The sequence below is a fragment of the Devosia sp. MDV22-iso42 genome, assembly GCF_058629155.1.
The window spans coordinates 1-20,065 of sequence record NZ_JBZVWR010000013.1; the positions used below are offsets into that span (position 1 = coordinate 1).

The 20,065-nt window shown below is 64.4% G+C and carries 16 protein-coding genes and 1 pseudogene; 4 read left to right on the forward strand and 13 right to left on the reverse strand.

Annotated features, from left to right (window positions below; all coding sequences use genetic code 11):
• Positions 1 to 439 precede the first annotated feature (439 nt).
• The gene (locus tag AC4NN3_RS16365; protein WP_491928162.1) at positions 440 to 2,410 is read left to right on the forward strand and encodes a M23 family metallopeptidase; all 1,971 of its coding nucleotides are present in this window, start codon (positions 440 to 442) and stop codon (positions 2,408 to 2,410) included.
• A 35-nt stretch (positions 2,411 to 2,445) separates the two neighbouring features.
• On the opposite strand, the gene AC4NN3_RS16370 is transcribed toward AC4NN3_RS16365, so the two are convergent.
• The 7 genes from AC4NN3_RS16370 to AC4NN3_RS16400 form a co-directional block, all read right to left on the reverse strand.
• Positions 2,446 to 2,784, reverse strand: coding sequence for a VOC family protein (locus AC4NN3_RS16370; RefSeq protein ID WP_491928163.1), 339 nt, complete (start codon positions 2,782 to 2,784; stop codon positions 2,446 to 2,448).
• An 87-nt stretch (positions 2,785 to 2,871) separates the two neighbouring features.
• Entirely contained in the window at positions 2,872 to 5,481 is a 2,610-nt protein-coding gene (clpB, locus tag AC4NN3_RS16375; protein ID WP_491928164.1) for an ATP-dependent chaperone ClpB, read from the reverse strand.
• 238 nt (positions 5,482 to 5,719) lie between these two features.
• Positions 5,720 to 6,457, reverse strand: a complete 738-nt coding sequence (locus AC4NN3_RS16380; protein WP_491928165.1) for a DUF4167 domain-containing protein — start codon at positions 6,455 to 6,457, stop codon at positions 5,720 to 5,722.
• Positions 6,458 to 6,775: 318 nt separating this feature from the next.
• The gene (gene prmC / locus AC4NN3_RS16385) at positions 6,776 to 7,648 is read right to left on the reverse strand and encodes a peptide chain release factor N(5)-glutamine methyltransferase (protein WP_491928291.1); all 873 of its coding nucleotides are present in this window, start codon (positions 7,646 to 7,648) and stop codon (positions 6,776 to 6,778) included.
• Positions 7,645 to 8,721, reverse strand: a complete 1,077-nt coding sequence (prfA, locus tag AC4NN3_RS16390; protein WP_491928166.1) for a peptide chain release factor 1 — start codon at positions 8,719 to 8,721, stop codon at positions 7,645 to 7,647. Before prfA ends, prmC begins: the two co-directional genes overlap by 4 nt.
• 199 nt (positions 8,722 to 8,920) lie before the next feature.
• The gene (ptsP, locus tag AC4NN3_RS16395) at positions 8,921 to 11,188 is read right to left on the reverse strand and encodes a phosphoenolpyruvate--protein phosphotransferase (protein WP_491928167.1); all 2,268 of its coding nucleotides are present in this window, start codon (positions 11,186 to 11,188) and stop codon (positions 8,921 to 8,923) included.
• Positions 11,189 to 11,255: 67 nt separating this feature from the next.
• Positions 11,256 to 12,521: an aspartate kinase gene (locus AC4NN3_RS16400; protein WP_491928168.1), complete on the reverse strand. Its 1,266-nt coding sequence runs from the start codon at positions 12,519 to 12,521 to the stop codon at positions 11,256 to 11,258.
• A 165-nt stretch (positions 12,522 to 12,686) separates the two neighbouring features.
• On the opposite strand from AC4NN3_RS16400, the gene ubiG reads away from it, so the two are divergent.
• Complete coding sequence (gene ubiG / locus AC4NN3_RS16405) at positions 12,687 to 13,427, forward strand: bifunctional 2-polyprenyl-6-hydroxyphenol methylase/3-demethylubiquinol 3-O-methyltransferase UbiG (protein ID WP_491928169.1); 741 nt, start codon at positions 12,687 to 12,689, stop codon at positions 13,425 to 13,427.
• 71 nt (positions 13,428 to 13,498) lie between these two features.
• Positions 13,499 to 13,942: a hypothetical protein gene (locus AC4NN3_RS16410; RefSeq protein WP_491928170.1), complete on the forward strand. Its 444-nt coding sequence runs from the start codon at positions 13,499 to 13,501 to the stop codon at positions 13,940 to 13,942.
• Here AC4NN3_RS16410 and AC4NN3_RS16415 read toward each other — a convergent pair.
• Positions 13,939 to 14,322 carry a hypothetical protein gene (locus AC4NN3_RS16415; protein WP_491928171.1) on the reverse strand — a complete coding sequence of 128 codons (384 nt, stop codon included), beginning with the start codon at positions 14,320 to 14,322 and terminating at the stop codon, positions 13,939 to 13,941. The genes AC4NN3_RS16410 and AC4NN3_RS16415 overlap by 4 nt on opposite strands.
• Positions 14,323 to 14,507: 185 nt before the next feature.
• Here AC4NN3_RS16415 and ilvD point away from each other — a divergent pair, with 185 nt between their 5' ends.
• The gene (gene ilvD, locus AC4NN3_RS16420; protein ID WP_491928172.1) at positions 14,508 to 16,361 is read left to right on the forward strand and encodes a dihydroxy-acid dehydratase; all 1,854 of its coding nucleotides are present in this window, start codon (positions 14,508 to 14,510) and stop codon (positions 16,359 to 16,361) included.
• Between the two features lie 341 nt (positions 16,362 to 16,702).
• On the opposite strand, the pseudogene AC4NN3_RS16425 reads toward ilvD, so the two are convergent.
• The 5 genes and pseudogenes from AC4NN3_RS16425 to AC4NN3_RS16445 all read right to left on the reverse strand — a co-directional run bounded on the left by AC4NN3_RS16425 (position 16,703) and on the right by AC4NN3_RS16445 (position 20,062).
• Positions 16,703 to 17,574 (reverse strand): annotated as a pseudogene (locus AC4NN3_RS16425) (aldo/keto reductase).
• Between the two features lie 72 nt (positions 17,575 to 17,646).
• Positions 17,647 to 18,072 carry a DUF1178 family protein gene (locus AC4NN3_RS16430; protein ID WP_491928173.1) on the reverse strand — a complete coding sequence of 142 codons (426 nt, stop codon included), beginning with the start codon at positions 18,070 to 18,072 and terminating at the stop codon, positions 17,647 to 17,649.
• A gap of 54 nt (positions 18,073 to 18,126) precedes the next feature.
• Positions 18,127 to 18,957: a carbon-nitrogen hydrolase family protein gene (locus AC4NN3_RS16435; protein ID WP_491928174.1), complete on the reverse strand. Its 831-nt coding sequence runs from the start codon at positions 18,955 to 18,957 to the stop codon at positions 18,127 to 18,129.
• 8 nt (positions 18,958 to 18,965) lie between these two features.
• Positions 18,966 to 19,220, reverse strand: a complete 255-nt coding sequence (gene grxC / locus AC4NN3_RS16440) for a glutaredoxin 3 (RefSeq protein WP_193334497.1) — start codon at positions 19,218 to 19,220, stop codon at positions 18,966 to 18,968.
• Between the two features lie 32 nt (positions 19,221 to 19,252).
• On the reverse strand, positions 19,253 to 20,062 hold the full coding sequence (locus AC4NN3_RS16445) for a ComF family protein (RefSeq protein WP_491928175.1): 810 nt from the start codon (positions 20,060 to 20,062) through the stop codon (positions 19,253 to 19,255).
• Between the last annotated feature and the right edge of the window lie 3 nt (positions 20,063 to 20,065).

The following is a 20,065-nucleotide window of genomic DNA, read 5'->3' on the forward strand; positions in this document are numbered from 1 at the left end:
AGTCCGGAGCCGTTCGGCGCCGCGCCCTGAAGCGATGACCGGGTTATAGGGGCGGCCCTTTTGCCTGTAAACCCCTCAAAACGACAAAACCGTCATTTTCTGATTTGCCGGTCCTGGCCATGTGGAAAACCGGGCTGAACCGCCCGCAATACGGGAGTCGGCGGACGGCGCACACTGGCTGGCGGCAAAGAGCCCTTTGCCGGCAACCGCCGGTTTAGACCCGGCGCCGGCACCAATGGGGTGTTCCCTCGCCTCCTGCCCGGCCGGTCCTGCAGCCCCCGCCCTCGCCGCACACGCAGTTTTGCCGCATTTTCCTTAGATATGAACCGGCCGGTTGATATAGACTCCGCGCACATACGTGAGCGCGAGCGACACCAGGGGCATGAGCCGGCACCAGACCGGCAAGGGGGATCTGCATGACAGACCAAAGGATGGGGCGTTGAACGCAGCGCAGAGAAACCGCCATGCCGCCCTGCTCAAGGCCACCGGCTTTGAAGACAGTCCGGCACTGACGGTGCAATCGACCGACGGTGAAATTCCCCATGGCCGCGAGCTGAGCTTTGCCTGGCTGACGGGCACCGTGATGACCGGGCTGACCAGCGTCATGCTGATGGGCGCCGCACTCTATGTGTCCTTCCAGGGCCAGGGCACCTTTTCCACGGCCTATGAGGCCCTGCAGCTGTCGCGTCCCAAGCTCGAGGGTCAGGCCGTCACCGACATGCTGGCCAAGTCCTCCCGCATCCGGCCGGTCGCCGCGACCCGCTCCGACCTCGAAATCATCGAGGCCTCGATCCGCGAAACCGTCGACGGCCGCGACATGATCCGCAACCAGCCCTTCATGCGTATCCGGGCGACGCTGGCCACGGCCGCCACCTCGCTGTCGGACGGCATTGCCGAATATGATCCGGTCGCCATTCTCAATGCCACCCAGCCCATTGCTGCCGCCGCCGACGCCGTCGCGGTCAATACCGACGTCTATGGCGCCGAGGTCGAAGGCGAGGTCGCCGTCCACCTGGCCGACATGCCGGCCGCTTTCGTGCCCCTCCCATCCATCACCGACCAGTCTGCCGCCGAATTCGTCCGCCGGCTGATCGAATCCGACACTTCCATCGATGGCGGCGCGCCGGCCCTGGCCTATGCTGCGCTCGGCCCGACGGTGCGCGACCTCGGGCGCCTCGCCGATGGCAGCACCATTGGCGGCGTTGCTGAAAACGTGACCGTTATACCCAAGACCACCACGGCCTCCGAAGCCGGGCTGGGCCGCTCCGAACGCTTCCTGACCCTGCGCGACGCCGCTTCCCTGCCCGACGTGCTGGGCCGGAACGGCTTTTCCGCCAATCAGTCGGCCCTGGTGATCGACGCGCTGCGCAATGTACTGCGCACCACCGACCTGCCGGCCAAGACGCGGCTGCGCATTCTCTATGGGCCGCTCAGCCGCGAGGCGACTAGCCTCGTGCCTTATCGCATGAGTCTCTACGAGCCCCGCGAGGATGGCAGCTACACCTACCAGGCCACTGTCGCCCTGACCGATACCGGTCAATATGTGCTGGGAATCGAGCCCGATTTCGTTGAATTCCCCGCCGAGGATACCGAAGAAATCAACGTCGCCAACCTGCCCACTGTCTATCGCTCGATCTGGGAGACCGGCCGCAAGCACGATCTGGACGACGCCACCATCGAGCGCATCATCGGCATGTATGCCTATGACGTCGACATGACCAAGCGGATCACGGCCGGCGACGGCATCGAGATCCTGGAGACCGTGCCCGAGGCCGGTCGGCCGGCCGAACTGCTCTATGTTGCGCTCACCCTGGGAAGCACCACCCGCAAGCTCTACCGCTTCGGCACCGAAGACGGCGTCATCGATTTCTATGATCCGGACGGCGAAACCGGCAAGCGCTTCCTGACGCGCCGGCCGCTCGAAGGCGGCGGCGTGTTGCGTTCGCGCTTCGGCTATCGCATCCACCCCATCTTCAAGACCCGCCGGCTGCATACCGGTGTCGATCTGGCGGCCCGTTCGGGCACGCCGATCTATGCCGCTGGCGATGGCGTGATCGACTATTACAAATGGCAGTCCGGCTATGGCAACAAGGTCGAGATCAAGCACGTCAACGGCTATGAAACCGCCTATGGCCACATGTCGCGCTATGTCGACGGGCTGTCGGTGGGCAGCCGGGTGCGCCAGGGCCAGATCATCGGCTATGTCGGTTCGACCGGCCAGTCCACCGGACCGCATCTGCATTTCGAGATCAAGATCAACGGCAATCTGGTCGATCCGCTCAGCGTCAAGCTGCCCAAGGACAACATCCTGGCCCAGCAATATCAGGGCGAATTCGCCCGGACCATGGCGCAGATGGACGATCTGATGCAGCGCGAGGCAGCCCCGGTCGCCGTCGCCCAGGCCAATTAGCCTGGGCCGGCGTTTTCGGACGCGTCAGCCGCGTCCTAGCCGCGGCTGATCCAGACAGCCAGCTCATTGCCGCCCGGTTCGCGGAAATGAAACCGCCGGCCGCCGGGAAAGTCGAACTGCCCCTGCGTCATCACCCCGCCCGCCGCCAGGACGCGACGCTCGGCATCATCGAGGTCATCGGTGCGCACGATGGCCATTGTGGTGGCAACCCTGCCCTCGGCCTGATCGACCCCGCCATCAATGCCGGCGCCTTCCAGCCCGTCATAGTCGGCCCCATAGCCGACCCGACCCCAGCCAAAGGCACTGGCGAAGAACGCGCTGGTGGCCGCCCGGTCACTGGAGGGAAATTCGATATAGTCGATCTGTTCAACCATGCGCCGCTCCTTGTTCGTCTTTTGTTCTAATCAGCCATCGGCAGACTGACAAGAAAAAAGGCCGGTCTTTCGACCGGCCTTGCTTGGTCAGGCAGCCTGGTTGGCCAGGCCGCCGGGATGCAGCACGATCCCCGCATCATTGGCATCGACCACCACCCGGCTGCCATCGCTGACCCGGCCGGCGAGGATTTCGTCGGCCAGCCCATCCTGCACTTCGCGCTGGATGACCCGCTTGAGCGGCCTGGCGCCATAGGCGGGATCATAGCCCTCATTGGCCAGCCAGGCGCGCGCTGCCGGTGTCAGCTCGAGGCCGATATCGCGTTCCTTGAGCAGTTCCTGCAGCCGCCCGAACTGGATGTCGACAATGGCGCCCATATGCTCGCGACCCAGGCGATGGAACAGCAAGATCTCGTCGACCCGGTTGAGGAATTCCGGTCGGAACGCCGCCTTGACCATGTCGAGCACCTTGCCGCGCACCAGCTCGACCGATTCGCCGTCCTTGAGATCGACCAGATACTCGCTCCCCAGATTGGAGGTGAGGATGATCACGGTATTGCGGAAGTCCACCGTACGCCCCTGCCCGTCCGTCAGGCGGCCGTCATCGAGCACCTGCAGCAGCACATTGAACACGTCCGGATGCGCCTTCTCGATCTCGTCGAACAGCACGACCTGATAGGGCCGGCGGCGTACCGCTTCGGTCAGCGCCCCGCCTTCCTCGTAACCGACATAGCCGGGAGGCGCCCCGATCAGCCGGGCCACCGAGTGCTTTTCCATATATTCGCTCATGTCGAGCCGCACCATGGCGGTCTCGTCATCGAACAGGAACTGCGCCAGGCTCTTGGTCAGTTCGGTCTTGCCCACACCGGTTGGTCCGAGGAACATGAACGAGCCGATCGGCCGGTTCGGATCCTGCAGCCCGGCGCGCGAGCGCCGCACGGCACGGGCGACGGCAGCCACGGCCTCGGCCTGGCCGATCACCCTGGCGCCCAGCGAGGCTTCCATATGCAGCAGCTTCTCGCGCTCGCCCTCCAGCATCCGGTCGACCGGGATGCCGGTCCAGCGGCTGACCACCTGGGCGATATCGCTGGGCGTCACCACTTCGGCGGCCATCAGCGCATCGGGCTTGCCGTCGCCATTGCTGTCTTCGGCCGTGGCGATGCGCTTTTCGAGGCCGGGAATGACGCCATAGGCGAGCTCCCCGGCCTTGGCGAGGTCGCCCTGGCGCTGCGCGATTTCGAGCTGGCTGCGCGCGGCATCGAGCTCTTCCTTGAGCTTCTGGCTGCCCTGCAGGCGTTCCTTTTCCGCCAGCCACTTGGCCGACAGACCCTGGGCCTGCTCCTCGAGCCCGCCCAGTTCGGTTTCCAGCCGCTCCAGCCGCAGCCGCGAGCCGTCATCGTCTTCCTTGCGCAGCGCCTCGCGCTCGATCTTGAGCTGCATGATGCGCCGATCAAGCTCGTCCAGCGCCTCGGGCTTGCTGTCCACGGCCATGCGCAGGCGCGCCGCCGCCTCATCCATCAGGTCGATAGCCTTGTCGGGCAGGAATCGGTCGGCAATGTAGCGGCTGGACAGCGTCGCCGCGCTGACCAGCGCGGAGTCCGAAATGCGAATGCCGTGGTGCAGCTCGTACTTTTCCTTGAGCCCGCGCAGGATCGAGATGGTGTCTTCCACCGTCGGTTCATCCACGAAGACGGGCTGGAAGCGCCGGGCCAGAGCCGGATCCTTTTCCACATGCTTGCGATATTCGTCGAGCGTCGTGGCGCCGACGCAGTGCAGTTCGCCCCGCGCCAGAGCCGGCTTGAGCAGGTTGGACGCATCCATGGCGCCATCGGACTTGCCCGCGCCCACCAGCGTGTGCATTTCGTCGATGAAAAGGATGATCTGACCGTCCGAGGAGGTGACCTCGTTCAGCACGGCCTTGAGGCGTTCCTCGAACTCGCCGCGATATTTTGCGCCGGCAATCAGCGCGCCCATGTCGAGCGACAGCAGCGACTTGTTCTTGAGCGATTCAGGCACGTCGCCATTGACGATGCGGATGGCGAGGCCCTCGGCGATAGCCGTCTTGCCCACGCCGGGCTCGCCGATCAGCACCGGATTGTTCTTGGTGCGGCGGCTCAGCACCTGGATGGTGCGACGGATTTCCTCGTCGCGGCCGATCACCGGGTCAAGCTTGCCTTCGCGCACATCCTGCGTCAGGTCGCGCGCATATTTCTTGAGCGCATCATAGCTGTTCTCGGCAGTCGCCGAATCGGCACTGCGGCCCTTGCGGATTTCCTCGATGGCGGTGTTGAGCCCCTGCGGCGTCACCCCGGCGGACGCCAGAATCTTGCCGGCATCGGTGTCTTTTTCGACCACCAGGGCCAGCAGCAGCCGTTCGACCGTGACATAGCTGTCGCCGGCCTTCTGCGCCGCGCTCTCGGCGGTGTCGAACACCCGCGCCAGTTCGCGCCCGAGATAGAGCTGACCGGCATCGCCGGAAACGGTCGGGATCTTGGCAATGCCGGCCTCGACGCCGGCCCGTGCCGCCTTGGCGTCGCCGCCGGCGCGCCCGATCAGGCCATTGGCCATGCCCTGATCGTCGTCGAGCAGCACCTTAAGCAGGTGGATCGGCGAAAACTGCTGGTGGCCCTTGCCCAGCGCCATGGTCTGGGCACTCTGGATGAACCCGCGGGCCCGTTCGGTATACTTTTCGATATTCATGCAACCATCCTTTAGCCGCGCGCGAGGCCGTCTCTAAAGCACGTCACTCACGCCGAAAGTGTTCCCTGTTCCCGCCCGATCAATATCAGCACGAGACTGGTTGCTCATGATGTAGGTCAAAATTTGCCAAGGAAAAGGGCGCCAAGCGAAGTTGCAGGTCTTTGCTGCCGACACAGCCGCAAGGGCAAACAAAAAGGCCGGACATTGCTGCCCGGCCGTTTTGAAACTCTTCGTTGCCCTATTCGGCTGCCGTGGTCGAACCGGCCGTCAGAAAGGCCGGCAATTCGCCGATATCGGGCTGGTCGGCACTGGCCGGGTCGGCACCGCCATCACCACCGGCGGGACGGCGGCGACGGGGCCGGCGCTCGCGCGGCTTGCGGACCTCGCCATCGTCGGCAGCAGCCTCGACGGCAGGCGCATCCTCGTCCTGGCCGGCACTCTGCCTTGCGGCAGGCGCCTCGTTCTCGCCCGCAGCAGCGGCAGGACGGTCACGATCGGGCCGCTCGCGATCCGGGCGGGGCCGGCTGCGGTCAGGCCGCGGGGCGCGTTCGGCCTCGGGACGCTCCTGGCGCGGCTGGCGCTGTTCGCCATCGCCCTGCTCATCGCTATCGGGCGACTGCGGCTGCGGTTGCGGCTGGGGCGAAGCGAAGCGCGAGTTCATCTCGGGCATATCGTCGTCAAAATCGCCATCGTCCTGGCCGTCGGGGCGGATGCCGTTCTGGGCCTGCTGGGCGCTCGAAACGATGCGGAAATAGTGCTCCGCATGCTGGAGATAATTCTCCGCCATCACCGAGTCGCCGCTCGACTGCGCGTCGCGCGCCAGCTGCAGATATTTCTCGGCGACATGGGCCGCGTTGCCGCGCACCTTCACATCCGGACCATTGCTCTCGAAATTGCGGGACAACGGATTGACGTGCTTGCGTCCGCCGTTCCGGCCACGCTGCCGGTTTTTGTTGTTCTGGTTATTGGGTCTCATCTGGTCGCTTTATCTAACTCTAGAAAAATAAGCGTCACACTGCTGGCGGACCGGCATCTTGCCTGATCGGGCAGCTCCCCGCGAAGGCCGAAGCCTGCAGTCGTAGGGCTCTAATTGGCTTCATGAAGACCGAAACCGTCTGACGGCGTTTCCAGAGCCGTCCTGCGTTATTCCAGCCTCTGCTGGAACCGCGCTGCCGCTTGCAGCATCCGGACGTTTCGGGTGGCATGTCGCCGTGGCGCTCATGAAGCGCCTTTGACAGCACGGGCAAACTATCGTGTTCGGGTTCGCTTTGCCAGCATTAATTGCGGGTCGCTCTCAACCCGGCCTGACGATGTCGTTAACATGGTGCGCCACCACCACCCGATCAAGCCCGGCCAGATCCCGATGCACGCTGACTTCCTCAAAACCGGCCTCCAGAAACAGCTCACTCACGGCCGCCCCCTGGTCATGCCCGATCTCCAGCACTATGCGTCCACCCTCGGTCAGCCAGGCATCGGCTTGCGCGGCAAGGATACGATAGGGCGCCAGCCCGTCGGGCCCGCCATCGAGCGCCAGTCGCGGGTCGAAATCCTTCACCTCCGGCGCCAGCGTCTCGACCACGGCCGAGGTGATATAGGGCGGATTGGAGACGATGATATCGAACCGCTGCGGCGCAAGCGGCTCAAACCAGCTGCCTGCCAGCAGGGTGAGCCGATCCGCCACGCCGTGGCGGGCCGCATTGCAGCCCGCCGCCTCGAGTGCCAGCGCGCTGAGATCGACCGCCACCGCGCTGATATCGTCCATGTTGGCCAGCATGGCGATGGGAATGCAGCCCGTCCCGGTACCCAGATCAAGCAGCCGCCCGCCTGCCGTCATCATGCCCAGGGCCAGGTCGACCAGCAGTTCGGTATCCGGCCGCGGTTCCAGCGTCGCCGCATTGAGGCTGAACGCCAGGCCATAGAACTCCCGTTCGCCGATGATCCGCGCCACCGATTCCCCGGTCAGCCGCCGCTGCAGAAGGGCCGCGACGCGCTCGGCACCCGCCGGATCGACGATCTGGTTTTCGCGTGTCGCCAGGTCCAGCGCATTCAGGCCCAGCCCGTGCTGGGTGAGCAACTTGGCGTCCAGCGCCGCAGTCTCAAAGCCCAGCCGGCTCAGCACATCGCGCCAGCTGCGCCACAGCGCACCGATGGTGGGCGGATGGCTCAGTTGGGCTGCTCCATGGCGGAGAGCTGGGCCGCCTGATTTTCGGTGATCAGCGCCTCGATCAGCTCATCCAGCGCTTCCCCGGTAATGACCTTGTCCAGCTTGTAGAGCGTCAGATTGATGCGATGGTCGGTGACCCGACCCTGGGGGAAATTATAGGTGCGGATGCGTTCGGAGCGGTCGCCTGAGCCCACCTGCCCCTTGCGCTCGGCCGAACGGGCAGAATCGCGCTCCTCGCGCTGCATGTCATAGAGCCGCGAGCGCAGCACCTGCATGGCCAGCGCCCGGTTCTGGTGCTGGCTCTTCATCGCCGAGGTGACGACGATGCCCGAGGGAATATGGGTGATGCGCACCGCCGAATCGGTGGTGTTGACGTGCTGGCCTCCGGCGCCCGAGGCGCGCATCGTATCGATGCGGATGTCTTCGGTGCGAATTTCGATGTCGATGTCCTCCACCTCGGGCAGCACGGCCACGGTCGCTGCCGAGGTATGGATGCGGCCCGAACCTTCGGTGGCCGGCACGCGCTGCACACGATGCACGCCGCTTTCGAATTTCATGCGTGCATAGACGCCCTTGCCCGAGACATTGGCGATGATTTCCTTGAAGCCCCCCATTTCCCCCGGACTCTCTTCCATCACGGTGACCTTCCAGCCGTGATTGACGGCATAGCGCTCATACATGCGAAACAGGTCCCCGGCGAACAAGGCCGCCTCGTCGCCGCCCGTGCCGCCGCGGATTTCGAGGATAATCGACTTTTCGTCGGCCTCGTCCTTGGGCAGCAGCAGCACCCGCACCGCCTGGAAAAGCTCTTCGATGCGTTCGTCCAGTTCCTCGATCTCGGCCTGGGCCATCTCGGCCATTTCCTTGTCGCCGCCCTTGAGCAGCGCCTCGGCCTCCTTGCGGTCCTTGAGGGCCTTGGAATAGGCGCGGATCTGCTCCACGATCGGCGCCAGTTCGGCATGTTCCTTGGAGAACTTGACGAACTCATCGGGACCGGCACCACCCGACAGCGCCGCTTCAACATATTGAAACCGCGTCTCGAGGGCGTCGAGCTTGTCCTGGGGAAGGGAGGCCATGGTTGTAAAAATCCTGTGCGGGCAACGCACCGCGCTGTCAAAAACTCGGTGTCATCCCGGCGCAGACCAGGCTCCATCCTGAGAGCGCACTGTCGGCGCAAGATCGGGGCACCGGCAGCGACATCTCAGGATGGCCCCCGGCTTTCGCCGGGTGACACCGTGCCTGTAATGGCCATGACGATCAACTTCAAGCGCCGCCCTACATGGGCAGGTTTTGTTTCTCTATCCATTCCTGCAGCAATTGCCGGATCGTGATCCCCTGCGCGCCATCGCTGAGCGCCGCACCCACCGATTGCTGGATCGGCTTGAGGTCCAGATTGAGCACCAGTTCCTTGATCGGCCCGATCGATGCCGGCCCCATGGAGAGCCGGGTCATGCCCACCGCCATCAGCGCCAGCGCCTCGAGCGGCTTGCCGGCCAGCTCGCCGCACATGGTGATGGGGATGTTGTAGCGCCGTGCGGCGTCCACGACGAGCCTGATGGCGCGCAGCCGCGGCATGCCGATCGGATCGTAGTTCTTGGCGACGCGCGGATTGGCGCGGTCCGATGCCGTCAGGAACTGCACCAGATCATTGGAGCCGATGGAGACGAAATCGGCCAGCGGCAGCAGCTGGTCGAGCTCGAACAGCAGCGAGGGCACTTCCACCATCACCCCCAGTTCGAGCCGGCTCGGGACCGGCGTGCCGGCGCGGCGCAGGCGCGCCACTTCCTTGTCGACGACCTTGCGGGTCTGCACGAATTCGAACGTTTCGGTGACCATCGGCACCAGGATCTTGAGTGGCCGGCCATTGGCCGCCAGCAGCAGCGCCCGGATCTGCGTGCGCAGCAGCCCCGGCCGCTCGAGGCCAAGGCGAATGGACCGAAACCCCATGGCCGGGTTTTCCTCGGCCATGGAGCGCTGATAGGGCAAGACCTTGTCGCCGCCGATGTCGAGCAGCCGGAATACCACGGGCCGCTCGCCGGCAATGGCCATGGCCTCGGCATAGAGCTCGGTCTGCTCACCCAGCTTGGGCAGCTTGCTGGCAATCATGAACTGCAGTTCGGTGCGGAACAGCCCCACCCCGGCGGCGCCGGTATCGTCGAGCATGGGCAGGTCTGCCACCAGCCCCGAATTGTGCAGCAGGGTGATGGCCACCCCGTCCCTGGTGATGCTTGGCTTGTCCTTGAGCGCGGCATAATGCGCCCGACGCCTGGCCGAGACCTTGACCTTGTCGGCATAGGCCTGAACGATGTCCGGCGTCGGCCGCAGATGGACGAGCCCTGCCGTGCCATCGAGAATGATGTCGTCGCCGCTTTCGCACATCGAGACGATCGATTGCGCCTGCCCCACCGCCACCATGCCCAGCGAGCGCGCCACGATGGCGACATGCGCCGTCGTCCCGCCCTCTTCGAGCACGATGCCGCGCAGCTTGGTCCGGTCGTATTCAAGCAGCTCGGCCGGGCCCATATTGCGGGCCACGAGAATCGCATTGTCCGGCAGTGCCTTGTGCGCGAGCGCATGGCCGTCCCCGGTCAGCACCCGCAGCAGCCGGTTGGCCAGGTCGTCGAGGTCATGCAGCCGGTCGCGGATATAGGGATCGGTCTGGCGCAGCATGCGGGCCCGGGTATCGTTCTGCACCCGCTCCACGGCTGCTTCGGCGCTGAGCCCATTCTCGATCGCCTCGGTCAGCCGGTGCACCCAGCCCCGGTCATTGGCGAACATGCGATAGGTTTCGAGAATCTCGCGATGATCCGTCGGGCCGGCCATGTCGCCATGGTCCAGCATGGCATCGATCGAGACCCGCATGGTCTCGAGCGCCGTCTCCAGCCGCACCTTTTCGAGGTCGGTATCTTCGGCGATGAAGTTGGAGACCACCACACGCGGATCATGCAGAACGACCGTGCCCAGGGCGATGCCGTCGGTAAAACTGACGCCGGTAAACATGCGGGGTCGCCTGAGATCGATATCGGACCCCGGCTTGATCAGATTGTCAAAATCGGAGGTGGCGATCATCTCGGCCAGAATTGTGGCCGTAGTCAGCATCGCCTCGGTTTCGTCTTCGCCGTAGTGGCGCCGCTCGGCATTCTGTACCACCAGCACGCCCAGCGTCTGGCCGGCCCGCAATACCGGCACGCCCAGAAAGGCATTGTAGCGCTCTTCGCCGGTTTCCGGACGATAGGCAAAGGCAGGGTGGCTGGTGGCGTCGTCGAGGCTGAGCGGCTCGGCCTCTGCTGCAATCAGCCCGACCAGGCCTTCGCCCAGCCGCAGCGTCGTCATGTGCACCGATTCGGCGGCTAGGCCCTTGGAGGCAAACAGCTCGAGCGCACCGTCGTCGCGCAGCACGTAAAACGAGCACACATCGGCATGCATATTGTCGGCGATCAGGCCGACGATCTTGTCGAGCCGCGCCTGCGAAGCCAGCGGCTCCGCCATTGTCTCGCGCAATTGCCTGAGCAGCACGCGTGGGCCGCCTGTGGTCGTGACCATCTAACCCTTAGGCGGCCCGCAAAGCCGCCCCCCTTTGGTGGACGCGGCTCAACCCCCTCGAGCGAGCTTATGCGTCCTTCTTGTCCAACCCGTAATAAGTATGCAGGGCCCGAACCGCAAGCTCGGCATATTGCTCGTCGATCAGCACCGAGGTCTTGATCTCGGATGTGGTGATCAGCTGGATATTGATGCCCTTGTCCGCCAGGGCCTTGAACATCGAGGAGGCTACACCGGCATGACTGCGCATGCCCACGCCGACCACCGAGACCTTGGCCCCGCCCTTGGAGCCCGAAATGCGGGCATATTCGATACGGTCGCCGGCGTCTTTTAGGGTCTTGATGGCCTTATCATACTCGCTGTCGGGCACCGTAAAGGTAATGTCGGTGGTGGCCCCGTCATCGGCGATATTCTGCACGATCATGTCCACGATAATGCCTTGGTCCGCAAGCGTACCAAAGATCGCGGCCGCCACGCCCGGATTGTCCTTGACGTCGCGCAGGGTGATCTTGGCCTCGGCCTTGGCGAGCGTCACGCCCGAAACGATCTGCTTTTCCATGATCTCATCCTCATCGCATACGAGCGTGCCGGGAACCCCGGGGGAACCATCGGGCGCCAGCTGCGGCGCATCCGGATCGTCAAAACTGGAGCGGACCAGCAGCCGCACCTTATAGGCCATGGCCATCTCGACCGAGCGGATCATGAGCACCTTGGCGCCCAGCGAGGCCATTTCCAGCATTTCCTCGAAGGAAATTTTGGTCAGCCGCTGCGCCTTGGGCACGATGCGCGGGTCAGTCGTGTAAACGCCGTCCACATCGGTGTAGATATCGCAGCGATCCGCCTTGATCGCCGCCGCCACCGCCACCGCCGAGGTGTCCGAACCGCCACGACCCAAAGTTGTGACGCGACCATGCGGCGAGATGCCCTGAAAGCCGGTAATCACCGGCACCCAGCCATCGCGCAGGCGCTTGTCGAGTTCGGTCGGATCAATGTCGGTAATACGCGCCGCGCCATGCGCGTCATCGGTATGGATGGGCACCTGCCAGCCGGCAAAGGAACGCGACTGGATACCCATTTCGCTCAGCACGATGGCCATCAGCCCGGCCGTGACCTGCTCGCCCGAGGCGACCACGGCATCATACTCGCGTGCATCATGCAGGGCGCTGGCCTCATTGACCCAGCCGACCAGCTCATTGGTCTTGCCACTCATGGCCGAAACCACCACGGCAACCTCGTGACCGGCATCGACCTCGCGCTTGACGTGCCGCGCGGCCTGGCGAATACGCTCAACGGTAGCCACTGACGTGCCACCAAACTTGACGACTATACGGGCCAAGACCCTACCCCGTTCCTCCGGCCGAACCCGCCGGTACGCTCTATTTGGCGCCGGACATACGACAATCCATGCGGCCGATCAACTCTGATCCGCCGCCCGCGACGCCACGTACCTTGCCTGTGCCACACCGACTGGGTCATATGGCGCCACAAGGAGTGCCACGCCATGACCGAGACCACCATCAATGATGCCGAGATCGCCAAGTTCACCGCGATGGCCGAGCAGTGGTGGGATCCCAAGGGCAAATTCAAGCCGCTGCACAAGTTCAATCCGGTGCGCCTGACCTATATCCGCGAGCACCTGCTGGCCCATTTCGGCCTCGACGGCGCCGCCATGCGGCCCTTTGCCGGCCTCAGCATCCTTGACGTCGGTTGCGGCGGCGGCCTGCTCTGCGAGCCGCTGGCGCGCCTGGGCGCGACCGTTACCGGCATCGACGCGGCCGAGCGCAACATCACCATTGCCCGGCTGCACGCCGAAAAGTCCGGCCTCGCCATCGACTACCAGGCCACGACCAGCGAGGCCCTGGCGGCCCAGGGCAAGACCTTTGATCTGGTGCTCAACATGGAAGTGGTCGAGCATGTCGACAACGTGCCGCTCTACATGAAAAGCTGCGCCGACCTGGTCAAGCCGGGCGGGCTGATGCTGACCGCCACGCTCAACCGCACGGCGCGCGCCTATGCCCTGGCGGTCTTTGGCGCCGAACGCGTCCTGCGCTGGCTTCCGGTCGGCACGCATGACTGGAACAAGTTCCTCACCCCCGACGAGATCAAGACCTTGATCACCCGCAACGGCCTGACGGTGACCGCGGAAACGGGTGTGGTATATCACCCGCTGGCCGACGAATGGCGCCAGTCGCGGGACATGGCGATCAACTATATGGTGATGGCCGAGCGCCCTGCCGCCTGATCACCCAACTTAACCGCTACAGCCATTCCCTGATGGGCTATGTCTGCCATCCTCACCCCGCCGGAGCCAGCATGCGCCATACCGTTTTTGCCATCACTCTCACTGTCGCCCTGGCTCTTGCAGGCCCTGTCCTCGCCCAGAGCGAAGAGGACGTCATGGCCAGCATCGAGAACATCCACGGCAATGTGGATGGCTTCAACGAGGTTTTCGCACTGATTCAGGACGCCTTCCTGTTCGATAACCCAACCGCCATTGCCGATCTCGGGCTCTACCCCATGACGGTCAATGCCAATGGCGAGGTCTATGACATCTTCGAGGCGCGGGATCTGGTCGACAATTTCGACAGCCTGCTGACCGAGGAGACACAGGATGCCCTGGCCGGCCAGGACTATGCCGATCTCATTGTCACCAGCGAAGGCGTTGGCTTGGCCAATGGTGCCCTCTGGATAACCAATATCTGCCTGGACGACGATTGCGCCGACACGCAGTGGGGCATTTTGAGCATCAATAACTAGGCGTCGCGCTCGGCTTCGATGCCGGCGGCCAGGGTGTAGCTCTCGTCGGGCGACAGCCCGGCCGCGCTGATGTCGCCGATCGGCTCCTTGTCGATGGGCGCGCTGCGCAGCCCGCCCCAGCTCTCGTCCCAGTCGAGGCCTTCCTGCAGCACCACCACAACCTCGCGAAAGCCATGCAGTGCCCGCGCGGCCTCTGCAGCGGCGAACGCTGCGTCCAGGTCAGCATATTCCGCCTCGTCGCCATCGATATCGGCAACCGACTCCCACCATACCGCCGCCTTGTGCCCGCCTTGGTCATCGCGCTCGATGCCGACGGTGACCGCCAGCGGATTCTTGCTGCCCACCGCGACCTGCCGGTAACTCTTGCGTGTCTCGTCCATCACTGCCTCCGGGCTGTTCGGCTTACAACGCCCCATCCGCAGCTTAGATGCAAGGCTCCACTCTTGCCTCGACCGACGCTTGCCGTACCGTACGGTACGGTTCTGCATTGATCGCCGTCTGGAATGGGTCTAAACACAGGGTAATCGCGCCAGTATGCAGGCGCACACGCTTACCGAGGACAACCATGCCTGTTTATCGCTCCCGTACCACCACTCATGGCCGCAACATGGCCGGCGCCCGTGGCCTCTGGCGCGCCACCGGCATGAAGGACGGCGATTTCGGCAAGCCCATCATCGCCGTGGTCAATTCCTTCACCCAGTTCGTGCCCGGCCATGTCCATCTCAAGGATCTTGGCCAGCTGGTGGCCCGCCAGATCGAGGCCGCCGGCGGCGTGGCCAAGGAGTTCAACACCATCGCGGTCGATGACGGCATCGCCATGGGCCATGACGGCATGCTCTATTCGCTGCCCAGCCGCGACCTGATCGCCGACTCGGTGGAATATATGGTCAACGCCCACTGCGCCGACGCCATGGTCTGCATCTCCAACTGCGACAAGATCACCCCCGGCATGCTCAACGCCGCCATGCGCATCAATATCCCGGTGATCTTCGTCTCGGGCGGCCCGATGGAAGCCGGCAAGGCCATGCTTAAGGGCAAGTTGCAGGCCCTCGACCTGGTCGATGCCATGGTGATGGCCGCCGACGACCAGTATAGCGACGAGGAAGTCCAGGCCGTCGAAGAAGCCGCCTGCCCCACCTGCGGCTCATGCTCGGGCATGTTCACTGCCAATTCGATGAACTGCCTGACCGAAGCCCTCGGCCTCAGCCTGCCCGGCAATGGTTCGACCCTGGCCACCCATTCAGATCGCAAGCACCTGTTCGAGGAAGCCGGTCGAGTCATCGTCGAGATCACCAAACGCTGGTACGAGCAGGACGATGCCTCCGTGCTGCCCCGCTCGATCGCCACCAAGGCCGCTTTCGAAAACGCCATGACCCTCGACATCGCCATGGGCGGCTCGACCAATACCGTGCTGCATATCCTGGCGGCCGCCCATGAGGGCGGCGTCGATTTCACCATGGATGACATCGACCAGCTCAGCCGCCGCGTGCCGGTGCTGTCCAAGGTCGCCCCGGCCAAGGCCGACGTGCATATGGAAGACGTGCATCGTGCCGGTGGCATCATGTCCATCCTGGGCCAGCTCGACCGCGCCGGTCTGATCAATCGCAACGAGCCCACTGTCCACATCGCCACTATCGGCGATGCCCTCGACAAATGGGACATCTCCCGCACCAACTCCGAGAGTGTCCGCCAGTTCTATATGGCCGCACCCGGCGGCGTGCGCACCACCCAGGCCTTCAGCCAGTCCAACCGCTGGACCGAGCTCGACCTCGACCGCAAGGACGGCGTCATCCGCTCGGCCGAACATGCCTTCTCCAAGGATGGCGGTCTGGCCGTGCTCAAGGGCAATATCGCCATTGACGGCTGCATCGTCAAAACCGCCGGCGTCGACGAATCCATTCTCAAATTCTCCGGCCCGGCCCGGGTGTTCGAGAGCCAGGACGACACCGTCAAGGCGATCCTGACCAACCAGATCAAGGAAGGCGACGTGCTCGTCATCCGCTATGAGGGCCCGCGCGGCGGCCCCGGCATGCAGGAAATGCTCTATCCGACGAGCTATCTCAAATCCAAGGGCATGGGCAAAGCCTGCGCCCTGCTGACCGATGGCCGCTTTTCGGGCGGCACCTCGGGCCTCTCCATCGGCCATGTCTCGCCGGAGGCCGCCGAAGGCGGCACCATCGGCCTGGTGCGCGAAGGCGATATCATCGAGATCGATATCCCCAACCGCTCGATCACCCTGCTGGTGACCGATGACGAACTGGTGCAGCGCCGCCACGATCAGGACCAGCTCGGCTGGAAGCCCGCCCAGCCGCGCAAGCGCAATGTCACCACCTCGCTCAAGGCCTATGCTGCCTTTGCCACCTCCGCAGCCCGCGGCGCCGTGCGCGACCGGGAGGCCATCGACAAGCTCTGGAGCTGAAGCAAGACCCTGCACCCGGCCGCGCCAAGGCGCGACCGGGCGGGGATAGCGCGCGGTGGCCTGGTCCGATTGCCCGGATTGAGGGCAGACGCAAATAGGTCGGCTCCCCCCGATTCAATCACGACAAACGCGTGACAAGCCCATCAGCCGGTGCTAGACGCTCGCTCAGCCGAAGGCGGTCTGCCAAGATTGCCCGCTGGTTAGGTTCGATGGCGGGGATTCCACCCTCCCCATCGAGCCGACCTACCCCCCCCCAGACATCGATATCGACTGACCCGGCGCAAAAGCGAAGGCCGGCAACGCTGTACGCCGCCGGCCCTGGTCAGTTCACGGGCAGAAGGTCAGGCCGTCTTGCCGATCTTGTCGAGCGTCGCGAAATCGTCGTCGCTGAGCCTGATCGCGGCGGCTGCCACATTGTCTTCCAGGTGCTTGACCTTGCCGGTGCCCGGAATGGGCAGCATGACGGGCGAGCGCTTGAGCATCCAGGCCAGGGCGATCTGGCTGGCCGAGGCCGCGTGCTTGTCCATGATGGCCTTGAATTCGGCACTGGTGGATTCCAGATTGCCGCCATCGATCGGACGCCAGGGGATGAAGCCGATAGTGTTGGCTTCGCAGAATTCCAATACGGCTTCCGCCTTGCGGCTGACCAGATTGTACATGTTCTGCACCGTGGTCACCTTGAAGTACTGCTGCGCTTCCTTGATGTCCTCGACGCTGACTTCACTCAGACCCACATGGCGGATCAGCCCGGCCTTCTGCATGTCGGCAATGGCGCCGAACTGGTCGGCGCGCGGCACCTTGGCGTCGATGCGGTGCAACTGCCAGAGATCGATCACCTCACGCTTGAGCCGCCTCAGGCTGGTGGCCACCAGCCCTGGCGCAGGAATTCGGGCCGCGCCAGCTGATGCCATTCGTCCGGCCCGGTGCGCGTGAGCCCGCTCTTGGTGGCGACAATGGTGCCCTTGCCATAGGGCGCCAGTGCCTCCCCGATCAGCTGCTCGCTGACATAGGGCCCATAGCTTTCCGCCGTATCGATGAAATTGACATTGAGTTCAGGCAGGCGGCGCAGCGTCGCCTTGGCCTGCTCGGGATCCTCCGGCGGACCCCAGATACCCTTGCCGGTAATGCGCATGGCGCCAAAGCCCAGGCGATTGACCGTGAGGTCACCACCAATGGCAAAGGTGCCCGAAAGGGCTGCGTCGAGTGTGCTCAAGATGTTTCTCCGTTTGACTGCGCCGGGAATGGCGCGCGGAATCGGAACCGGGCCTGCCGGTTCGGAACTGGATCAGTTGTGTTCTTCGGGCAGGTCCGGCAGCGGCATGAAGTCGATGCCCTCTTCGGCCAGCGCCATCACGTCGTCGCGGCTGGCCTCGCCATAGATGCCGTGTGGTGCCACTTCCTCGAAATGGATCTTGCGGGCCTCTTCGGCAAAGCGGTCGCCGACATAATCGGCCTCGCTGATCACCTTCTGCCGATAGGCCCGCAGCATCTGGCGGATCTGGGCAGCATCGGGCTGCCCGGCGCTGAGCGAAGCCTGGCCCTTGCCGCTGCGCGCCACCGCCGGGGCCATCAAGGCCTTTTGCACGCGGGCATCGCCACACACCGCGCAACTGACAATGCCGCGCGCCTGCTGCTCCTCGAACGCGGCGGCGTTCTTGAACCAGGCGTCGTAGTGATGGCCATTTGAACAGTACAGGGCGTATTGAATCACGAGGCGTCTCTGGAGCCCGATGGCTCGTTGTCACTACCGATATAGGTCAATGCACTAGCCCTGCAACGGCAGCGGGGCGGCAAAGTTGCGGGCATTGGCCAGCGCCGGAATGCGGCTGCGGGCCTCGGTGACCTGGTCGGGCGCGATCTCGGCCAGCAGCACGCCGGGTTGGTCGTGATCGAGTTCGGCCACAATGCGACCCCAGGGGTCGATGATGATGGAGTGGCCATAGGTCGCCCGGCCATTGGCATGTTGGCCGCCCTGGGCCGCAGCGATCACATAGGAGCCCGTCTCGATGGCGCGGGCGCGCAGCAGCACATGCCAGTGCGCCTGCCCCGTGGGCACGGTGAAGGCGGCCGGCACCGCAATCAGCCCGGCCCCGGCCCTCGCCAGCGCGTTGAACAGCGGCGGAAAACGCATGTCGTAGCAGATCGCCATGCCGAGGATAAATTCGCCCAGCGGCGCCGTTACCGCACGATCCCCGCCCCGATAGGTCTCGCTTTCGCGATAGGCATTGAGCCCGGCAACATCGGCGTCAAACAGATGGATCTTGTCGTAATGGTCGATGATGGCGCCATCGGGCCCGAACAGTACCGAGCGATTGGCGAAGCGGCCATCCGCCAGCGGCACGGCCAGGGAGCCGATATGGATATGGATGCCATAGTGCCGGGCCAGTTCACCAACCCGCTGCAGCTGCGGATGATTGTCATAGGGCGCAGCGACAGCCACCAGGCCGGCGCGGTTTTCCGCAAAGGCCATGGTCACTTCAGGCGTCAGCACATAGCCTGCCCCGGCCTCCGCCGCCTTGGCCAGCAGCGGCTCCAGGGCGGCCAGATTGGCGACCGGGTCTGGGCCCGAGCGCAACTGGATGGCGGCAATTTTCACCCTGTGGCCTAGCGCGCCAGCAGTGGATCGAGACCACCGCGACGATCCAGCGCCGCCATGTCGTCATACCCCCCGATATGGGCGTCATCGATGAAGATCTGCGGCACGGTGCGGCGGCCATGGGCGCGCTGCGTCATCGTCTCTCGCAATGCCGGGTCGAGCACGGTGATCTCGGTATAATCAGCGCCCTTGTCGGCCAGCAGCGTCTTGGCGGCATGGCAATAGGGGCAGGTCGGGGTGGTATAGATCTCGATAGTGGCCAAGAAAATTCTCCCATCATTACGGGTGTTTGTACTTATATGGGTAAGTCATCGCCAATGACAACGCGGGCAAAAGTCACGACATCGACACTCTTGACCCCGGCCCTGATCAAAGCGCGGGTGACCGCCTTGGTCGTGGCGCCGGTGGTAAAGACATCATCGACCAGCACCACCCGCTTCCCCGCCGCGCGCGCCAGGACATGCGGGGAAACGGCAAAGGCACCCGCCACGTTCCGCTGCCTTCCATCGCCGCTTAGCCCAACCTGCTGGCGCGTCTTGCGAATGCGCTGCACCAGGCCCGCATCGACGGACAGGCCGGTAAAGCGGCCCAGCATGACGGCCAGTTCATGGGATTGATTGTAGCGCCGTGCCCGCTGTCGCGCGCGATGCAATGGCACCGGTACCAGAACCGGCTTTTCCGCCCAAAGCTCATGGCCGGCCCCCGCCATCAGCCGCGCACAGAACCGCGCCAGTTCGGGCCGGTCGCCATATTTGAGCCGGGACACGACGGCGCTGGCCACCGGACCATAGACCACGGCCGCGCGGGCGCGCCCGAAGGGGGGCGGATCGGCCAAGGCCTCGGCCGAGAGCACATCATCGCCCATCCAGACGGCAAAGGGCAGACCGAGCCGCGGACAGAGCGGCGCGGTGATCGGCCGCAACCGGGCAAAACACGCCGCACACAGCGTATCGGGCGTTGCCACCGGCGCGTCACAATGCAGGCAGACCGGGGGATAGAGCAGATCGAGCAGGCCGCGACCCAGCCCCCGCGCCCCCTCCGCCAGGCCGCGGCGCCACATCCCGCTTTTGACAAGCCCTTCGGCGCTCTCCATAACGCGGGCCATAGT